Raw genomic sequence first — 17,387 nt, forward strand, 5'->3', positions numbered from 1 at the left:
GTCTATCCACTCGCGCAGGTGCAAACCCTGCTCTTACTCTTACTCTTACTCTTACCCTTGCGCTTCGAACGCAGCCGCAGCGCGACCTAACCGGTCATTAACAGCAATCCACTCAATCGTATCCGGCAACTTCTCGATCAGAATCCGCGACACGTTTGCGCGATCCAACGCCCTGAGCAAGCCATACAACTCACGCGCATAAACATGCGGATCTTCAGGCGCGGCAATGAAATGCACGCCTTCAGCATGAGCCCAGTCCCCCGCGCGGGACGCCCGTGCGACCAACGCCACGCGTTCATCGCCTTGCCGCGCCGCTAGCAACGTCTGCAACGCATCAAACGGTAACAAAGCCAATGGCGTACGCGGTGCATAGTGCGCCTTCAACGTACCCGAAGCCCTCGGCGCAGTCGCATCCGACCCGTCCGGCAAACGTGGCGCCTCGCCGAGCACATCGGCGATATCCTGCGGCGTGACCCGCCCTGGCCTCAACAGCGCCGGAAACCCGCGTGACAGATCCAGAATCGTCGACTCGATCCCGACATCCGATGCGCCGCCGTCCAGCACATGAATCGCGCCGCCGAACTCGTCGCGCACATGCTGCGCCGTAGTTGGGCTCACATGTCCAAAACGATTCGCCGACGGCGCAGCCACGCCACCATGCCCGCCACGCAACGCGCTGAATGCTTCCAGCAAAGCCTGGGCAACCGGATGCGACGGGCAGCGCAAACCCACCGAATCCTGCCCTCCGCTGACTGCTGCATTAATTCGCGACGCGCGCTTCAGGATCAGCGTGAGCGGTCCCGGCCAGAACGCGTCGATCAGGCGCTGCGCCTCCGCCGGCAAATGCTCGACCCAGTAGTTCGGATCGCCCTGTGGCGCCAGATGCACGATCACCGGATGATTCGCCGGCCGGCCCTTCGCCGCGTAAATACGTGCAACCGCGTCCGGACTTTCGGCGTCGCCGCCGAGTCCGTAGACAGTCTCCGTCGGGAACGCGACGAGGCCGCCCGCGTCGAGCAGTGCGGCCGCATGCTCGATCTGCGCAGCGCTCACTGGCAAGACACTCGTGGCGCCCCCTTCGGCAGGTTTGCTTTGGTCCGGCATGGCGCTCCCGTCAGCTCGTGATGATATGCAGGAGCCGCGCGCAATCGCGCGCCGCCGTGCGGGCTTCATCGAGCGTCGCGGCCGTGAAGTTCACGTGACCCATCTTGCGGCCGCAACGTGCTTCTTCCTTGCCGTACAGGTGCAAACGCGCCGCCGGCATCGCGGCGACTTCGTGCCACGGCGGCGTGACCGCCGCCTGCTTCGGGCCGCCCGGGAACCAGACGTCGCCGAGGATGTTCAGCATGACCGCCGGCGAATGCTGGCGCGTGTCGCCCAGCGGCATACTGGTCATCGCGCGGACCTGCTGCTCGAACTGACTGGTCGCGCAGGCGTCGACGGTGTAATGGCCGGAATTGTGCGGACGCGGCGCCATTTCGTTGGCAACCAGCGATCCGTCTTCGAGAATGAAGAACTCAACGCACAGCACGCCGACATAGCCGAGCTTGTCCGCGATTTGCAGCGCAGCCTGCTGCGCTTGCCCGACCAGCGTCGGGCTCGCATCCGGCGCGGGGACGATGGTGTGCGACAGCACGCCGTCGCGATGCGTGTTCTGCGCCAGCGGATACACCACCGACGCGCCGCTCGCCGCGCGCGCGATCAGCGCGGACACCTCGAACTTCAACGGCAAGCGCTTTTCCAGCACGCACGGAACGCCCGCGAGCGACGCATACGCCTCACGCACTTCCTCGGCGTTGCGCACGCGGATCTGGCCTTTGCCGTCGTAGCCCATGCGTGCGGTCTTGAGAATGCCCGGCAGCACGGCGTCGAGCTTCGCATCGTCGAGCGCGGCCAGCGCGTCCGACGATTCGATCACGACATGCGGCGCCACCGTCACACCTGACGACGCGATAAAGCGCTTCTCGGCGATCCGGTCTTGCGCCACAGCGACGCAACGTCCGGCCGGACTGACAAACGTAGTTTTAGCGAGGAAATCGAGGCTCGCGGCCGGCACGTTCTCGAATTCGGTCGACACCGCTGCGCACAGCCGCGCGAGTTCGGTAAGCGACGCTTCGTCGTCATAAGCCGCACGGATATGGCGGTCGGCAACCGCGCCCGCGGGACTGTTTTCGTCCGGATCGAGCACGGCGACGCGATAGCCCATCGCCTGAGCGGCAAAACAGAACATGCGGCCGAGCTGGCCGCCACCGACCATGCCAAGCCATGCGCCGGGCAGAATCGGTGAAACCGGTGTGTTGTCTGGGTTCATCTTAGTGGTCGGTCACAACCGGATGCGCATGCAAAACATGCAATTGCAGCATCCGGCCGGGGGTCAGACATTGGGGACGTCTAAATGCAATCAGCCTTGACGCTTACAGCGCCGGCAGCACCATTGCGTGGGCTGCTTCGTTCTGGCGCACGCGGAACGCAGCCAGTTTCTCCGCATATTCGGCGCTCGTGCCGCTCAGAATCGACACCGCGAACAGCGCTGCATTCGCCGCGCCCGCCTCGCCGATTGCAAACGTGGCGACCGGCACACCCTTGGGCATCTGCACGATCGAATGCAACGAATCAATGCCCTTCAGATACTTGCTCGCCACCGGCACGCCGAGCACCGGCACCGTGGTCTTGGCGGCCAACATGCCCGGCAGATGCGCCGCGCCGCCCGCACCCGCGATGATCGCCCGAATGCCGCGCTCGCGTGCGCTTTCGGCATACGCAAACATTTCGTCAGGCATCCGGTGCGCGGACACGACCCTGGCTTCATACGGCACGGCGAATTCCTGCAGAATCGCGACGGCGTTCTTCATCACTTCCCAGTCGGAACTGGAACCCATCAGCACGCCGACAACGGGCGCGCTGTGCGTATGGGCAGTCTGGACTTCACTCATCTTACGGCTTCCTTGTTTCTTGAGAGCGCCCCCAAACTTGTCGCTTCGCGACAGCCCTCCGAGGGGGGGTGAGCAAACTTGGGGGCGGCCCGGTGCCTTCTCACGCGCGGCGGATCTAACAGGCGCGCGTAATTAAGCGAGCTTGTGTCCGGTCAGGCGTTCGAGCGCTTCCTGGTACTTCTCGCCCGTCTTGGTGACCACGTCGTCCGGAAGCTTCGGTGCGGGCGGCTCTTTCTTCCACGGCTGGGTTTCGAGCCAGTCGCGCACGAACTGCTTGTCGAACGACGGCGGGTTGGTGCCGACCTCATACTGGTCAGCCGGCCAGAAGCGCGACGAATCGGCAGTCAGCGCCTCATCCATCAGATACAACTGGCCGTGGTTGTCCAGACCGAATTCGAACTTCGTATCCGCGATGATGATGCCGCGGGTGGCCGCGTAGTCAGCAGCTTCCTTGTACAGCTTGATCGAGATGTCGCGGATCGTGGCCGACAGTTCGGTGCCGATACGACGCTCCATCTCGTTGTATGTGATGTTTTCGTCGTGGTGGCCCATTTCGGCCTTGGCTGCCGGCGTGAAAATCGGCTCAGGCAGTTTCTGCGCGTTTTGCAGGCCCGGCGGCAGTTCTACGCCGCAGACCGAACCGGTTGCCTGGTAGTCTTTCCAGCCGCTGCCGGCCAGATAGCCGCGCACTACCGCTTCGACGAGGATCGGCTCGAGGCGTTTCACCACCACTGCACGGCCCTTGACCTGCTCGACTTCGTCAGCCGCCACCACGGATTCGGGCGCCACGCCCGTCAAGTGATTCGGCACCACATGCTTCAGCTTCTCGAACCAGAAGTTCGCCATTTCGTTGAGCACGCGGCCCTTATTCGGAATCGGCTCGCCCATGATGACGTCGAACGCCGACAGACGGTCGGTCGTGACGATCAGCAACTGGTCGTTGCCCACCGCATAGTTGTCGCGGACTTTACCGCGGCCGAGCAGCGGCAGCGAGTGGAGCGTGGATTCGTAAAGGGTAGACATCGTCGTGGTTCGCTAAAAGTGGGGCAAAAAGTGTGACCGGAACAAAAGGGAAACGCCGTTCCCCGGATGATGCGGGAACGGCGATCGAACGACAACCTGGCCAATCAGCCAGGTGTAGAGCTTGGTTATAGCTTAGCGGACGACTTGTGCGAGGTCGCCCGATTTGTACTTCTCCGCGATTTTATCAAGCGAAACCGGTTTGATCTTGCCAGCCTGGCCTTCGCAGCCGAATTGCGTGAAGCGCTCGAGACAGATCTTCATCGCAGCTTCGCGTGCCGGCTTCAGGTAGTCGCGCGGATCGAACTTGCCCGGATTGGTCGCCATGTAGCGGCGGATCGCACCGGTGATCGCCAGACGCAGGTCGGTGTCGATATTGACCTTGCGCACGCCGTTCCTGATGCCTTCCTGGATTTCCTCGACCGGCACGCCATAGGTTTCCTTCATGTCGCCGCCGAATTCGCGGATTTCCGCAAGCAGTTCCTGCGGCACCGACGACGAACCGTGCATCACCAGGTGCGTGTTCGGAATGCGCTGGTGGATTTCCTTGATGCGCTGGATCGACAGGATGTCGCCCGTGGGCTTCTTGCTGAATTTGTACGCGCCGTGCGAGGTACCGATCGCGATCGCGAGCGCGTCGCATTGCGTCTGCTTGACGAAGTCGGCAGCCTGCTCCGGGTCGGTCAGCAGTTGTTCGCGGGTCATCGTGCCTTCCGCGCCGTGACCGTCTTCCTTGTCGCCCTTCATGGTTTCCAGCGAACCGAGCACGCCCAGTTCCGCTTCCACCGTGATACCGATCGAGTGCGCCGCTTCAACGACCTTGCGCGAGACTTCGACGTTGTACTCGTACGATGCGACCGTCTTGCCGTCGGCTTCGAGCGAACCGTCCATCATCACGCTGGTGAAACCGCTGCGGATTGCCGCCATACAGACCGCCGGCGATTGACCGTGGTCCTGGTGCATCACGACTGGAATGTGCGGATACGACTCCACCGCCGCTTCGATCAGGTGACGCAGGAACGGCTCGCCCGCGTATTTACGCGCGCCGGCCGACGCCTGCATGATGACCGGCGCGTTGACCTTGTCGGCCGCAAACATGATCGCCTGCACCTGCTCCAGATTGTTCACGTTGAATGCCGGAATGCCATAACCGTTTTCGGCGGCATGGTCCAGCAGTTGACGCATTGATACGAGAGGCATGCTGTAACTCCTTAGATTGAAACGAATTCTGTGCCGTCGGCATCTTTTATGGCGATTTTATCGCGAAGCAAGCTGCATACCCGTTCACCCATTCCCTAAAGCGCGTCACCTGCGGACCTTTACCGCTCGCGCAATTGGAGTCTGTGCGCCGCCTCTCGCGGGGCATGACAGCCGCTTCGCTCAATCAAGCCTGTGTCGGCCAGAGTTATCGCTTACTCTGGTCCCACGCAGAGCGTGCCGATCAAGCAGTCTGCTGTGTGGGCGGGAGTAAGTGCCTTAGCACTTACTCCCGCCCACACACAGTGCGTCGATCAATACGGCTCGCCGACTCGCACGATCTTCAGCGTATTCGTGCCGCCTGCCTGGCCCATCGGTTCGCCGACGCTCAGCACCACCATGTCGCCGCGCGACGCGTAGCCCTTGCTGACCACGGTTTCCAGCGCCTGCTGCAACGCGGTGTCGCGGTCGGTGCTGGTATCCAGATGCAGCGACGTGACGTTGCGGTAGATCGCCATCGCCCGTTCGCTGCCGACGCGCGGCGTGAGCGCGAAAATCGGCACATGCGTCCAGTGACGCGACATCCACAACGCGGTCGAACCCGATTCGGTCAACGCAACGATCGCCTTCGCGCCCAGGTGGAACGCCGTAAACAGCGCGCCCATGGCGATGGACTGGTCGATTCGCGTAAACGTGCGATCGAGGAAATCCTTGTCCAGCTCCGACTGCTCCGACTTTTCAGCTTCGAGGCAGATCGCCGCCATTGTCTCGATGGTCTGCACCGGGTACTTGCCCGCTGCGGATTCGGCCGACAGCATCACCGCGTCCGTACCGTCCAGCACCGCGTTGGCGACGTCCGACACTTCGGCGCGGGTCGGCACCGGAGCGTAGATCATCGATTCCATCATCTGAGTCGCGGTGATCACGAACTTGTTCGATTCGCGGGCCATACGAATCATGCGCTTTTGCAGCGCGGGAACTGCGGCATTGCCCACTTCCACGGCGAGATCGCCGCGCGCGACCATGATGCCGTCCGATGCGTCGAGGATGCCTTGCAGTGCCGGAATCGCTTCCGCCCGCTCGATCTTCGCGATCATCTTCGGCTTGATGCCGTAGGGCGCACCCGCGATGTTCGCGAGCTGGCGGGCCATTTCCATATCGGTGGCGTTCTTGGGGAACGATACCGCGACGAAATCCACACCGAGCGACATCGCCGTGCGGATGTCTTCCATGTCTTTGGCCGTAAGGGCCGGCGCCGTCAGGCCACCGCCCTGGCGATTGATGCCCTTATTGTTCGACAGATCGCCGCCGATCTTCACGGTGGTGTGGATCTCGCTGCCGAGCACGCGCACGACGTCCAGCACGATCAGGCCGTCGTTGAGCAACAGCACGTCGCCCGGTTTCAGGTCGCGCGGCAGGTCTTTGTAGTCGAGGCCGACGCGATCGTCGTTGCCGAGTTCGCACTCGGCGTCGAGGATGAACGGGCTGCCGGGAACCAGCGTGGTCTTGCCGTTTTCGAATTTGCCGACCCGAATCTTCGGGCCTTGCAGGTCAGCCATGATGGCAACTTCACGGCCGGCCTGACGGGCCGCCTCGCGCACGAATTCGGCGCGCTGGCGGTGGTCGTCGGCGGTGCCGTGCGAGAAATTGAGCCGCACCACGTCGGCCCCTGCCTGAATCATTTGCAGCAGGATTTCCGGCGTACTGGAAGCCGGTCCGATGGTAGCGACAATCTTGGTGGCGCGATGCATGAGTCTCCTCGTCTGGGTGGGATCGCTGGAATGAGCGCTGCGAGTCGGATGCGGAGGCTGCGCACCGAAGGGTGCTGCTGGGGGCTGCGCGCCGATTGAAACCAGCGTCGCTTTAAGGGGTAAAGCGGTGTTCGATACCAGCACGGGGGGTGCCGGTGGGGGGGCGAGCGCGACCTCTTCGTCCGGGAGTTCTGCCGGTGAGTGAGCGGCTTGTCCGGTCGACAATTCCGCTGCCTCGCTGGCAGTGGTCAACTCCGCGAGCGCATGGGACGACTCGGATTCTTGCTGCTGCCGGGCCGTAGCTTCAGCCACGGCCGTTGTAGCGGCGGAGCGCGCTTCGCGCTCCCCTGCCGTTGCTGCTGCGGTGTTGCGCGGCAACTTGCTGCCGCGCGCTTTTGCAGACTTCGCCGAGGGGGAGCGCGTCGCCACGTTAAGCCCGCGATTCCAGAACTTCGACCGCGGGCAGTTTCTTGCCCTCGAGGAACTCGAGGAAGGCGCCGCCGCCCGTCGAGATGTAGCTGACCTTGTCGTGGATGCCGTACTTGGCAATCGCCGCAAGGGTGTCGCCGCCGCCGGCAATCGAGAACGCCGACGATTTGGCGATCGCGTCGGCCAAGGTTTTGGTGCCGTTACCGAACTGGTCGAATTCGAACACGCCGACCGGGCCGTTCCACACGATCGTGCCGGCTTTTTCCAGTTGTGCCGCGAGCACCTTGGCGGTTTCCGGTCCGATGTCGAGGATCAGGTCGTCGTCCTCTACATCAGCGACAGCCTTGACTTCCGCCTTGGCGGTGGGCGAAAACGCTTTCGCCGTGACCACGTCGGTCGGGATCGGCACCGAGGCGCCGCGGGCTTTCGCTGCGTCGATGATGACCTTGGCTTCGGCGACCAGATCGGCTTCGGCGAGCGACTTGCCGATCTTCAGGCCAGCCGCCAGCATGAACGTATTGGCGATGCCGCCGCCCACGATCAGCTGATCGACCTGGTCGGCCAGCGACTTCAGAATGGTCAGCTTGGTGGACACTTTCGAACCGGCGACGATCGCCACCAGCGGACGCTTCGGCGCGCCCAGCGCCTTGCCGAGCGCCTCGAGTTCAGCGGCCAGCAGCGGGCCGGCGCAAGCGACCGGCGCGTATTTGGCGATGCCGTGCGTGGTGGCCTCGGCGCGGTGCGCGGTGCCGAATGCGTCGTTCACGTAGATATCGCAGAGCTTCGCCATTTTCTGCGCGAGCTCGTCGGAATCTTTCTTTTCGCCCTTGTTGACGCGGCAGTTTTCCAGCAGCACGAGCTGGCCCGGCGCCACATTCACGCCGTTTTCGACCCAGTTGGCGACCAGCGGCACGTCACGGCCGAGTAGCTCGGCCAGCCGCTTCGCGACCGGCGCAAGCGAGTCTTCCGGTTTGAATTCGCCTTCGGTCGGGCGGCCCAGGTGCGACGTGACCATCACGGCGGCGCCAGCGTCCAGCGCAGCCTTGATCGCCGGCGCGGAGGCGCGGATACGGGTGTCTTCGGTGATGTTGCCTTGATCGTCCTGCGGCACGTTCAGATCGGCGCGGATGAACACGCGTTTGCCGGATAGCTTGCCTTCGTCGATCAGATCGGAGAGACGCAATACCTTGTTCATGGGCTTTTGTGCATGCGAGTTGATGGGAAGGCGGTGGCGGACAACGCGCCGGGTCCAGAGCGCGGCAAACTCCAGCGCTTCGGCACGGCGGCGGCTCCACTGAGTCGGGCGCCGGCGGCAGAGCCGCGGCTGTCGCGCCATGCAACGGCGCGCTTATCCCGGAAACAGCCATTTTAACTTATCCACACGGCCTTCTGACCCGCAGCCAGGCGAATGTCCCGTATTTGGAGGATGCGCCGCGCATGTCGCATCGCAGCATTTTCGACTCAATCAATTACATGAAGAGGCGTAAGAGCGTGAACACGACCATTCCCACCACAATCGTGCCGAGCATGGTGCGCCGCCACAAAAACCACGCAAGACCGGATAGTGTTGCGTAAAACTCGTGGTTCGACGGTGCGAATGAGAGCCCGTCCGGCGTCGCCAGTACATCGGGCAGCACGACGGCGGCAAGCGCCGCAGCCGGCGCATAGCGCAGCATCCGCTGCACGCGCGCCGGCAAAACCGTGCGCTCGCCGCCGATCAGAAACATGGCGCGTGTCACCGCGGTGACGAAGGTCATGCCAATAATGGCCAACCAGATCTGCGTGGATGTCATCGGGAATCTCCGGCGCTATTACGGATGCGGCGCAAGTCGGCGCGCTCGACCATCAGATCGGCCGCGCTGCCGGCGACAATCGCCGCGATTACTGCGAGCGGCAGCGCGAGCCGGTACGGCAAATCGAAAGCGAGCAGCGACACCACACCGGCGATGCTGACGGCGACCAGCGTGGAACGCGTGGCGATCGCCGACACCATGATGGGAAGCAGCGCCAGCGTGCCCGCGAGCGCAAGACCCCAGTTGTCCGGAATCAGGCTCGCCAGCAGAATGCCGACGATCGACGACACCTGCCACGACAGCCAACTGCATATCGCCATGCCCCAGAAGTACGCCTCTTTGCCCAGCACGTAACCGGTCTGGAAACTCTTTTTCTGGAACAGCAGATAGATCACGTCGCCGTTGAAGTAGCCGAGCACGATGCGTCGCCACATGGGCAGATAGGAGAAATGCGGCGCGAGGCCGGCGCTGAAGATCACGAAACGCGTATTGACCATCGCGGCGGTGAGCAACACGGTCCAGATCGGCAACTTGGCAGCGAGTAGCGGCAGCACGGCCAATTGCGACGATCCGGCGTAGCACAGCAGCGACATGGTGAGCGCCTGCGGCAGCGTGAGCACGGACTTGCTCATTGCAATACCGGTGACAAGACCCCAGGAGAAAATCGCCATCAGCGTGGGCGAATAGTCGCGCGCGCCCTGACGAAAGGCACGGCGATCGGTATCTGACAGGCGAGCGAGCATGAGGCGAAACGCGTTGGCACCAAGGGGCGCCGCAACGAAGGGAGGTCGGCGCCAGGTCGTCAAGCACCCGCTGGCGCATCCGGATATGAATTATGCGTGCGCGGAATTATAGCGCCCGCTGGGCGGCCAAATGCCCGTTTCGTGTGCAAAAGACGCTAAAATAACGCTCCCACACCTTACACCGCACCCGCTGGAGAATCGTATGTCAATGGCCGACCGCGACGGCAAGATCTGGATGGATGGCAAGCTCATCGACTGGCGCGATGCCAAGATCCACGTGCTCACCCACACGCTGCATTACGGCATGGGCGTTTTCGAAGGCGTACGCGCCTACAAGACGGCGGACGGCGGCACAGCGATTTTCCGCCTCCAGGAACACACCAAGCGCCTGCTGAATTCGGCCAAGATCTTCCAGATGGACGTGCCGTTCGACCACGAAACGCTGGCAGCCGCGCAGTGCGAAGTGGTCCGCGAAAACAAGCTGGAGTCCTGCTACCTGCGCCCGATCATCTGGGTCGGTTCGGAAAAGCTCGGCGTGTCGGCCAAGGGCAACACGATCCACGTGGCAATCGCCGCCTGGCCGTGGGGCGCTTACCTCGGTGAAGACGGTATTGCCAAGGGCATCCGCGTGAAGACTTCGTCGTTCACGCGCCATCACGTGAACGTGTCGATGGTCCGCGCCAAGGCGTCGGGCTGGTATGTGAACTCGATCCTCGCCAACCAGGAAGCGATTGCCGACGGTTACGACGAAGCGCTGCTGCTGGACGTGGACGGCTACGTGTCGGAAGGCTCGGGTGAAAATTTCTTCCTCGTGAACAACGGCAAGCTGTACACGCCGGACCTGGCGTCGTGCCTCGACGGCATCACGCGCGACACGGTCATTACGCTGGCGCGCGACGCGGGCATCCAGGTGATCGAAAAGCGCATCACGCGTGACGAGGTCTACACCTGCGACGAAGCGTTCTTCACCGGTACCGCCGCGGAAGTCACGCCGATCCGCGAACTCGACAACCGCACGATTGGCTCGGGCGCACGCGGCCCGATCACCGAGAAGCTGCAATCGGGCTTCTTCGATATCGTGAACGGCAAGAGCGACAAGTACGCGCACTGGCTTACCAGGATCTAACGCGCGCTGCGCCGCCCCGGGCCCTCGGCCTTCCGGCGGCGCAACGCACGCACTCTACATACAACGAGAAAGTCCCCATGAGCGAAATCAAGGAAATGCCGCTGGTCGAACTGTCGGCAAAAGATCTGCCGGCGTATTGCCCGAATCCGTCGATGCCGCGTTGGAGCACACACCCACGTGTCTTTATCGACGTGACGCACGGCGAAGCGCGCTGCCCATATTGCGGCACGCGCTACAAGCTGCGCGACGGCGAAGTGGTCAAGGGTCACTAACCTTGAACACTGCGCACTGATCGCTTGTGGCGCTCTTTGCCGACGCGCCTGCTGCCTGGTTCGTCATGTGACGGACCGGTCGTGCTTTTGCAGCAGAGGGCGGCGAGGCCAGCGTTTCGCAGCAAAGCCGCAACTGCAACCGCCGCGGCGCCGGCCATGCCGGATCTGCGCCGCAAGGCACGCGGCTTTTCCCCTTTTACACAATCGAACGCCACGCGCATAGCTCGCGCGGCGCTTCGTTTTGACACCGGACACCCACTCTGATGCGTCGCGCGTTGGTTATCGCACCGAACTGGATCGGTGACGCATTGATGGCGCAGCCGCTGTTTGCGCGCCTCGTGAAATTGCATCCGCGCATCGTGATCGACGCGGTCGCGCCCTCGTGGGTCGCGCCCGTGCTCGAACGCATGCCCGAGATTCGCGACGTCTACGCAACCGACCTCGCGCACGGCAAGCTGCAGATGCTGCGCCGCTGGCAACTGGCGAGCGACTTGCGCGATGTCGGCTACGACGCGGCCTATGTCCTGCCGAACTCGCTCAAATCGGCGCTGATCCCGTGGATGGCGGGCATTCCGCTGCGCATCGGCTACACCGGTGAAAGCCGCTACGGCTTGCTGAACGTGCGCCACGCGAATCCGCGCAAGGACGAGCGCCCGCCAATGGTCGGCCAGTACGCCGCCCTCGCCTACGCGCCAGGCGTCAAGATCCCCGACGACCTGCCGATGCCTCGGCTCGACGCGGACCTGAACGAAGCCTCGCGAGCCTCCGCGCGCTTCAATCTGGATACGCGCGTGCCCCTGCTGGTGTTCTGCCCGGGCGCCGAATACGGTCCCGCCAAGCGCTGGCCACCCGAGCATTTCGCGGCGCTCGCGCAGATGGTCGGCCAGTCGTTCCCGTATACGCAGATCATCGCGCTCGGCTCGCCGAAAGATGCGCCCCTTGCCCAGGCCATCGCCGAGAAGGCGCCGAACGTGCGTAATCTGTGCGGCCAGACCGCGCTTGGCGAGGCTTGTGCGCTGATCTCGCGGGCCAATGCAGTCGTCACCAACGATTCCGGCCTGATGCACGTGGCCGCCGCGCTGCGCCGGCCGCTGGTGGCAGTGTACGGGTCGACCGATCCGCGCCACACGCCGCCCCTGTCCGAGCTTGCGAAGGTACAATGGCTTCATCTTGAATGCAGCCCCTGTTTTCAGCGCGAGTGTCCGCTCGGGCATCTGAACTGTCTGAAGCAGTTGAGCGCCGAGCAGGTATTCGGCGATTTGCGCGGCATGTTGCTTGCGCAACGTTGAACCCGGTTGATTCGACTGATACTTGCACGCAACACCGCACGCCCCTGAGCGCGTCGCGTCATGTTCGCGCCTCGCGGCGCGGGCATTCTCGCGCTTAGGTGCGATTGTCCGGTGCTCCGGACTGTCCCGCTGACCGCTGCCCCGCAACCGCGCGCCGCGCACAAGAGACTGACGAGCCATGCCACGTTTTGCCCATATCTTCGAAGCCGCCGCCGACACGCTGAATGCCTATTACCAGGCCATCGCCGAGGTGAATATCGACAGCTTGATGGGCCTGTGGATCGATGAGGAGTTCGTTAGCTGCATCTGTGCCGACGGCTCGCATCTGCACGGCCTCGACAACATTCGCGCCGGCTTGCAAATTCAGCTCGAAACCGCGCCCGTTTCAATCGAACCGCTCGACATTCGTGTCTACGACAGCCTCGGCACCGTCGTCTACGCCATTGCCGAAGCACACCGGCCGGCCGATCCCAAGGCGACCCCCGCGATGGTGTTCACCACTTACGTCATGGTCCACGAGCGCGGCGAATGGCGGATTGCGCATATCCACGCGAGTCCGATGCCGAATGAGGCCGCCAGTCAGTTCGCTACAAAGATGCGGCATGGTCAGGGGTCGCTGCACTGACGCCTGATAGGCGTCTCCTCTGTTTCACAGGTTTTACCTTTTTGCTTCGACGCTGGTATGAGTACGCCTCGCAGGAAGTCGCTCGCCCCAAAGGAAGTCCCTCCAGGGGATTGGAAGACGACGCACGATAAATCCGCTTCTACCGGCGCAGCACGCGCCGCGGCCGCTGTCGAGGCGACCGTCGATCTGCTCTACCGCGCGCCGCTCTGGCTGCCGAACCGGCATGCGCAGACCATTGTCCCGTCGCTGTTTGCGCGCCGTCCGGCCATTACGTTCCGGCGCGAACGCTGGGATACGCCTGATGGCGATTTCATCGATCTCGATTGGGTCGTGCATGACAGCACGACTGCCTCCGTGCTCGCCTCCCCGCCTCAAGCTCCTGAAGACGATGCTCCGCTGTTCGTCTTGTTTCACGGCCTCGAAGGCGGTTCCACTTCGCACTATGCCGCCACGTTGATGGCGGCCGCGCGCGAATACGGCTGGCACGGCGTCGTGCCGCACTTTCGCAGTTGCAGCGGAACGCTGAATCTCTTGCCGCGTTTCTACCATCTCGCCGATAGCAACGAAGTCGACTGGATCCTGCGGCGCTTGCGCGCCACGCATCGCGGGCCGATCGTGGCGGCGGGCGTATCGCTCGGTGGCAATGTATTGCTGCGCTGGCTTGGTGAGCGGCGCGAAGATGCGTCGCCCGTCATCTCGGCTGCCGCGGCGATTTCGACGCCGATCGACGTGCATGCCGGCGGCCGTGCGTTGTCGCAGGGTTTCGGCATGGTCTACACGCGCAGTTTTCTGAAGACGCTGAAGCAAAAAGCCGAGCAGAAACTGGTGCAGTTTCCGGGGCTGTTCGACCGGGACGCAATGCTGGCGAGCCGCACAATGTACGACTTCGACAACGTGGTGACGGCGCCGCTGCACGGCTTTCGCGATACCGACGATTACTGGAGCAGCGCGACCACGCGGCCGTTACTGCCCGGGATTGCCGTGCCGACACTGGTGCTGAACGCGCGCAACGATCCGTTCTTGCCGGCCGAGGCATTACCGGCGCGGCATGAGGTATCGGCGTCGGTAGAACTCGATCAACCCAGGCACGGCGGCCACGTCGGCTTTATGACCGGGCCTTTCCCGGGCCGCATCGACTGGTTGTCGCGACGCGTGCTCGGTTATCTGGAGCGGTACATCGATCATGGATGACATCGTCAAGCAGGCTTTGGCCAAATGGCCGAATGTGCCGAGTTGCACTGGATGGTTGATGCTGGACCGGCGCGGCAACTGGCGCATGCGCGATGAAGCCGCTCAGGCTAGCGGTGAGCCAGGTACGCCTATTCGGCATGAGGCGTTGCTCGGATTTATCAATCGGAATTACGACGCCGATGAACACGGTCAGTGGTTTTTCCAGAATGGGCCGCAGCGGGTGTATATCGAGTTGGGTTATACGCCGTGGGTGGTGAGGTTGTCCGCCGATGCCGCTGGGGTGCTTTCCTTGACTGACCAGGCCGGCGGGGCTTTCGAGCCTTCATCTGTGTTTGTCGACGATGAAGGCGGGATTCTGTTTGTCGATGACTCGGCGCCACCGAGAGTCGCGGTTTTGCACGATCATGATCTCGAGGTCTTTTCTGATCACGCAGCGTTGGGCGATGACTCGCTGAGCGGGGCGTTTCGCTGGAACGATGGGGTTGTGCTGCCCTTGCAGGGTGTACAGCGAAATGAGGTTGCCGCGCGGTTCGGGTTTGTCGATAGTCCGGCGGCGAATGCCTAGTCTTTTGCCTGTTTAGCGCCCGGGGTTTTTGCGTGGCCCACGTTCTGGTCAGATCGTGAAGGCCCGCAACCACTAGCTCTTCTCGTCAAGCCGCTCCTCTTTATAGCGGCTCTCCATTTCATGTAAGCGGGCGTCGACGGTAGCGAGATCGTAGTAACCGATCGCCTTCAGATCCCGTGCTTCCTTCAGTTGCCGGATGGCCGACGGCCAAGCCCCATCGAGGGCGAATTTTTCGGCTAGCGCCCGATGCTGCGTCAACGCATCTCCGCTGCCAGCGCTTGCCTGCGCGAGATACATCCACCAGGCGGGCTGATCGGGTTGTGCACGCGTTTCCTTCAGCGCCAGAGCCTGCGCGTCGACAAATCGCTTCAAGGTCAGCAACGTCTGGATGTGCATGTCGATCGCGGCGTTCGACTGCGGCCAGCGCTTCTGCGCAAACTCGGCAAGACGCGCCGCCTCGTCATCACGCCCGGCGCGGCGCGCGATGTCGGCCGCCAGCACGTCGAGGCTCGGCGAACTGCGCATGGGCTCACCTTCACTGCGTTCGCCCGCTGCAAACGCCGCGCGCGACGAAGCCAGCGACGCCACCGCATCGTCGTAACGCTCGAGCAGCATCTGCCCATACGCAATCCCGTACCAGTTCGCGGCGACGTTCAGCGCAGTACCGTCCTCGATTTCAGAGCGCTGGCGCGAAATCTCATCCGCGTATTCACTGCGCGAGCGGTCTTGCAGCAAACGCGCCCGCGCTCGCACAAAACCATATTCGGACGTCTGATGCGGCTGCCGGTAAGGCGCGCGGCGCGCACGGTCTTCCATGTCGGCGATCCGTTCGCCAGTCAGCGGATGCGTGCGCGCGTAGGCCGGTATGCCCGTATCGCTCATGGCGGCACGATCGAGGCGGCCGAAAAACGTCGTCATCGCATAAGGGTCGTAGCCGGCGCCGGCCAGCAGCAGAAAGCCGACGCGGTCCGCTTCATGCTCGGCGGAGCGCGAGAAACGCAACTGATTGTCGACCGCATAGGCCTGGCCACCGATCGCAATCGCGCTGCCGAGGTCGCCGCTGTGCGCGAGCACGCCCGCCAGAATGCCGAACAACAGGCCGGCCAGCGCGGCGTAGGAGCTGCGCTCGCCGGTGGTGATCATCCGCGAAATGTGCCGCTGCAAGACGTGCCCCATCTCGTGGCCGAGCACCGAGGCAAGTTCGGACTCGGTTTGCGTCGTCACGATCAAACCGGTGTTCACGCCGATAAAGCCGCCCGGCAACGAGAAGGCGTTGATCTGCGAGTCGCGGACAGCGAACAACTCGAAGTCCGGACGATAGCCGCCGAGATATAGCCCATTCGCCGCCGCGGAGAGTTTCGCGGCGACCGAGTTCAGGTAGTCGCGCACGAGCCAGTCGTCGAGATAGTCGGGGTCGCGACGCAATTCGCGCATCACGCGTTCGCCGAGCTTGCGCTCGGCTTGCGGCGTCAACGAGCCGGAGCCACCGTTGCCAAGGTCGGGCAGTTGCTGCGTGACGATTGGAGTGCGCCAGTTGGTGGTTGCGCCCGAGTTACCGGAGAAGCGGCTCTGCGCGCCACCATAAACGCCGAAGACGCCTTGGGCAATGTCGGGCGGCACGATGGGATCGGCAAAGGTTTCGACCGGGCCGCTTTCCAACGGCGGTTCCGCGGACTGCATGTTGAGCGCGAGGCTCGTGCTCGAAGCGGCGCGCGATTGCGCGAACACGCCCGGCGGAGCCGCAAGCGCGACAGACAAGAACGCAGCAAGAAACCGTTTCGAACGCATCGCGAGGTCGGTATGACGAAGTCGAAAAGCGACGCCCGCCGCTCGGACTAAGATAGCGGGCATAGGGTAATTGTAATCACCCTGACCCGCCCCACCACACTGCTATGATAGGCGCCCTCTGAAGGAGCCCAACCATGCCTGAACTCACTCATTTCGACGCTGCCGGCCAGGCGCATATGGTGGACGTCGGCGGCAAACAGGAAACCAAACGCATCGCTGTCGCGCGCGGCTCGATTCGCATGCTGCCGGAGACGTTCGCACTGATCCGCGACGGCAACGCCAAGAAGGGTGACGTCATCGGGATCGCGCGCATCGCCGCGATTCAAGGTTCGAAGCGCACCGCCGATCTGATCCCGCTATGTCACCCGCTCGCGCTGACGCGCGTGAAAGTGGACTTCGATCTCGATGAAAAGCTGCCCGGCGTACATTGCACGGTGCAAGTGGAGACGCTGGGACGCACGGGCGTGGAGATGGAAGCGCTCACCGCCGTTCAGGTTGGCCTGCTGACGGTGTACGACATGTGCAAGGCGGTGGATCGTGGCATGACGATCACCGATGTGAAGGTGCTGGAGAAGCACGGCGGGAAGTCGGGGGATTGGGTGGCGGGTTGATGATGGCTGACGTCGTCGCCCCGCTCCACCTCTACAGCTACAGCCGCAGCAAAG

General features: G+C 63.1%; 17 protein-coding genes. 7 read left to right on the forward strand and 10 right to left on the reverse strand.

Features of this window, described 5'->3' with window-relative positions:
* Positions 1 to 51: 51 nt before the first annotated feature.
* The 9 genes from VFE81_RS11725 to VFE81_RS11765 all read right to left on the reverse strand — a co-directional run bounded on the left by VFE81_RS11725 (position 52) and on the right by VFE81_RS11765 (position 9,866).
* On the reverse strand, positions 52 to 1,104 hold the full coding sequence (locus tag VFE81_RS11725; protein ID WP_325044756.1) for an L-threonylcarbamoyladenylate synthase: 1,053 nt from the start codon (positions 1,102 to 1,104) through the stop codon (positions 52 to 54).
* Between the two features lie 10 nt (positions 1,105 to 1,114).
* Positions 1,115 to 2,311: a 5-(carboxyamino)imidazole ribonucleotide synthase gene (locus tag VFE81_RS11730; protein WP_325044757.1), complete on the reverse strand. Its 1,197-nt coding sequence runs from the start codon at positions 2,309 to 2,311 to the stop codon at positions 1,115 to 1,117.
* Between the two features lie 103 nt (positions 2,312 to 2,414).
* Entirely contained in the window at positions 2,415 to 2,933 is a 519-nt protein-coding gene (gene purE / locus VFE81_RS11735) for a 5-(carboxyamino)imidazole ribonucleotide mutase (protein ID WP_325044758.1), read from the reverse strand.
* Between the two features lie 132 nt (positions 2,934 to 3,065).
* Positions 3,066 to 3,956, reverse strand: a complete 891-nt coding sequence (locus VFE81_RS11740; RefSeq protein ID WP_325044759.1) for a phosphoribosylaminoimidazolesuccinocarboxamide synthase — start codon at positions 3,954 to 3,956, stop codon at positions 3,066 to 3,068.
* 132 nt (positions 3,957 to 4,088) lie between these two features.
* Entirely contained in the window at positions 4,089 to 5,153 is a 1,065-nt protein-coding gene (gene fba, locus VFE81_RS11745) for a class II fructose-bisphosphate aldolase (RefSeq protein ID WP_325044760.1), read from the reverse strand.
* A gap of 311 nt (positions 5,154 to 5,464) precedes the next feature.
* A complete protein-coding gene (gene pyk, locus VFE81_RS11750) occupies positions 5,465 to 6,901 on the reverse strand; it encodes a pyruvate kinase (protein WP_325044761.1) in 1,437 nt (478 codons plus the stop codon).
* A 430-nt stretch (positions 6,902 to 7,331) separates the two neighbouring features.
* Positions 7,332 to 8,525 carry a phosphoglycerate kinase gene (locus VFE81_RS11755; RefSeq protein ID WP_325044762.1) on the reverse strand — a complete coding sequence of 398 codons (1,194 nt, stop codon included), beginning with the start codon at positions 8,523 to 8,525 and terminating at the stop codon, positions 7,332 to 7,334.
* Between the two features lie 274 nt (positions 8,526 to 8,799).
* Positions 8,800 to 9,123, reverse strand: a complete 324-nt coding sequence (locus tag VFE81_RS11760) for an AzlD domain-containing protein (protein WP_169485204.1) — start codon at positions 9,121 to 9,123, stop codon at positions 8,800 to 8,802.
* Positions 9,120 to 9,866 carry an AzlC family ABC transporter permease gene (locus VFE81_RS11765; RefSeq protein WP_325044763.1) on the reverse strand — a complete coding sequence of 249 codons (747 nt, stop codon included), beginning with the start codon at positions 9,864 to 9,866 and terminating at the stop codon, positions 9,120 to 9,122. The genes VFE81_RS11760 and VFE81_RS11765 overlap by 4 nt, the downstream gene beginning before the upstream one ends.
* A gap of 202 nt (positions 9,867 to 10,068) precedes the next feature.
* On the opposite strand from VFE81_RS11765, the gene VFE81_RS11770 reads away from it, so the two are divergent.
* The 6 genes from VFE81_RS11770 (at position 10,069) to VFE81_RS11795 (ending at position 14,934) form a co-directional block, all read left to right on the forward strand.
* On the forward strand, positions 10,069 to 10,992 hold the full coding sequence (locus tag VFE81_RS11770; protein WP_011489743.1) for a branched-chain amino acid transaminase: 924 nt from the start codon (positions 10,069 to 10,071) through the stop codon (positions 10,990 to 10,992).
* A 77-nt stretch (positions 10,993 to 11,069) separates the two neighbouring features.
* Positions 11,070 to 11,264 carry a zinc-finger domain-containing protein gene (locus tag VFE81_RS11775; RefSeq protein WP_017772808.1) on the forward strand — a complete coding sequence of 65 codons (195 nt, stop codon included), beginning with the start codon at positions 11,070 to 11,072 and terminating at the stop codon, positions 11,262 to 11,264.
* A gap of 263 nt (positions 11,265 to 11,527) precedes the next feature.
* Positions 11,528 to 12,553 carry a lipopolysaccharide heptosyltransferase II gene (gene waaF / locus VFE81_RS11780; RefSeq protein WP_325044764.1) on the forward strand — a complete coding sequence of 342 codons (1,026 nt, stop codon included), beginning with the start codon at positions 11,528 to 11,530 and terminating at the stop codon, positions 12,551 to 12,553.
* Between the two features lie 178 nt (positions 12,554 to 12,731).
* Positions 12,732 to 13,178, forward strand: a complete 447-nt coding sequence (locus tag VFE81_RS11785; RefSeq protein ID WP_325044765.1) for a nuclear transport factor 2 family protein — start codon at positions 12,732 to 12,734, stop codon at positions 13,176 to 13,178.
* Positions 13,179 to 13,235: 57 nt separating this feature from the next.
* Positions 13,236 to 14,369 (forward strand): YheT family hydrolase, encoded by a 1,134-nt coding sequence (locus VFE81_RS11790; RefSeq protein WP_325044766.1) that lies wholly within the window; start codon positions 13,236 to 13,238, stop codon positions 14,367 to 14,369.
* Positions 14,362 to 14,934 carry a DUF2946 family protein gene (locus tag VFE81_RS11795; RefSeq protein ID WP_325044767.1) on the forward strand — a complete coding sequence of 191 codons (573 nt, stop codon included), beginning with the start codon at positions 14,362 to 14,364 and terminating at the stop codon, positions 14,932 to 14,934. Before VFE81_RS11790 ends, VFE81_RS11795 begins: the two co-directional genes overlap by 8 nt.
* Positions 14,935 to 15,006: 72 nt before the next feature.
* Here VFE81_RS11795 and VFE81_RS11800 read toward each other — a convergent pair whose 3' ends face one another.
* Positions 15,007 to 16,722, reverse strand: coding sequence for a M48 family metalloprotease (locus tag VFE81_RS11800; RefSeq protein WP_325044768.1), 1,716 nt, complete (start codon positions 16,720 to 16,722; stop codon positions 15,007 to 15,009).
* 134 nt (positions 16,723 to 16,856) lie between these two features.
* On the opposite strand from VFE81_RS11800, the gene moaC reads away from it, so the two are divergent.
* Positions 16,857 to 17,333, forward strand: a complete 477-nt coding sequence (moaC, locus tag VFE81_RS11805; RefSeq protein WP_046567816.1) for a cyclic pyranopterin monophosphate synthase MoaC — start codon at positions 16,857 to 16,859, stop codon at positions 17,331 to 17,333.
* The last annotated feature ends 54 nt before the right edge of the window (positions 17,334 to 17,387 follow it).

The organism is Paraburkholderia sp. (assembly GCF_035656215.1).
Lineage (GTDB): Bacteria > Pseudomonadota > Gammaproteobacteria > Burkholderiales > Burkholderiaceae > Paraburkholderia.

What these genes read in the sequence shown, in the direction of transcription:
- VFE81_RS11725 (WP_325044756.1), bottom strand. Translation starts at nt 1,104, where the DNA reads ATGCCGGACCAAAGCAAACCTGCCGAAGGGGGCGCCACGAGTGTCTTG.
- VFE81_RS11730 (WP_325044757.1), bottom strand. Translation starts at nt 2,311, where the DNA reads ATGAACCCAGACAACACACCGGTTTCACCGATTCTGCCCGGCGCATGG.
- purE (WP_325044758.1), bottom strand. Translation starts at nt 2,933, where the DNA reads ATGAGTGAAGTCCAGACTGCCCATACGCACAGCGCGCCCGTTGTCGGC.
- VFE81_RS11740 (WP_325044759.1), bottom strand. Translation starts at nt 3,956, where the DNA reads ATGTCTACCCTTTACGAATCCACGCTCCACTCGCTGCCGCTGCTCGGC.
- fba (WP_325044760.1), bottom strand. Translation starts at nt 5,153, where the DNA reads ATGCCTCTCGTATCAATGCGTCAACTGCTGGACCATGCCGCCGAAAAC.
- pyk (WP_325044761.1), bottom strand. Translation starts at nt 6,901, where the DNA reads ATGCATCGCGCCACCAAGATTGTCGCTACCATCGGACCGGCTTCCAGT.
- VFE81_RS11755 (WP_325044762.1), bottom strand. Translation starts at nt 8,525, where the DNA reads ATGAACAAGGTATTGCGTCTCTCCGATCTGATCGACGAAGGCAAGCTA.
- VFE81_RS11760 (WP_169485204.1), bottom strand. Translation starts at nt 9,123, where the DNA reads ATGACATCCACGCAGATCTGGTTGGCCATTATTGGCATGACCTTCGTC.
- VFE81_RS11765 (WP_325044763.1), bottom strand. Translation starts at nt 9,866, where the DNA reads ATGCTCGCTCGCCTGTCAGATACCGATCGCCGTGCCTTTCGTCAGGGC.
- VFE81_RS11770 (WP_011489743.1), top strand. Translation starts at nt 10,069, where the DNA reads ATGTCAATGGCCGACCGCGACGGCAAGATCTGGATGGATGGCAAGCTC.
- VFE81_RS11775 (WP_017772808.1), top strand. Translation starts at nt 11,070, where the DNA reads ATGAGCGAAATCAAGGAAATGCCGCTGGTCGAACTGTCGGCAAAAGAT.
- waaF (WP_325044764.1), top strand. Translation starts at nt 11,528, where the DNA reads ATGCGTCGCGCGTTGGTTATCGCACCGAACTGGATCGGTGACGCATTG.
- VFE81_RS11785 (WP_325044765.1), top strand. Translation starts at nt 12,732, where the DNA reads ATGCCACGTTTTGCCCATATCTTCGAAGCCGCCGCCGACACGCTGAAT.
- VFE81_RS11790 (WP_325044766.1), top strand. Translation starts at nt 13,236, where the DNA reads ATGAGTACGCCTCGCAGGAAGTCGCTCGCCCCAAAGGAAGTCCCTCCA.
- VFE81_RS11795 (WP_325044767.1), top strand. Translation starts at nt 14,362, where the DNA reads ATGGATGACATCGTCAAGCAGGCTTTGGCCAAATGGCCGAATGTGCCG.
- VFE81_RS11800 (WP_325044768.1), bottom strand. Translation starts at nt 16,722, where the DNA reads ATGCGTTCGAAACGGTTTCTTGCTGCGTTCTTGTCTGTCGCGCTTGCG.
- moaC (WP_046567816.1), top strand. Translation starts at nt 16,857, where the DNA reads ATGCCTGAACTCACTCATTTCGACGCTGCCGGCCAGGCGCATATGGTG.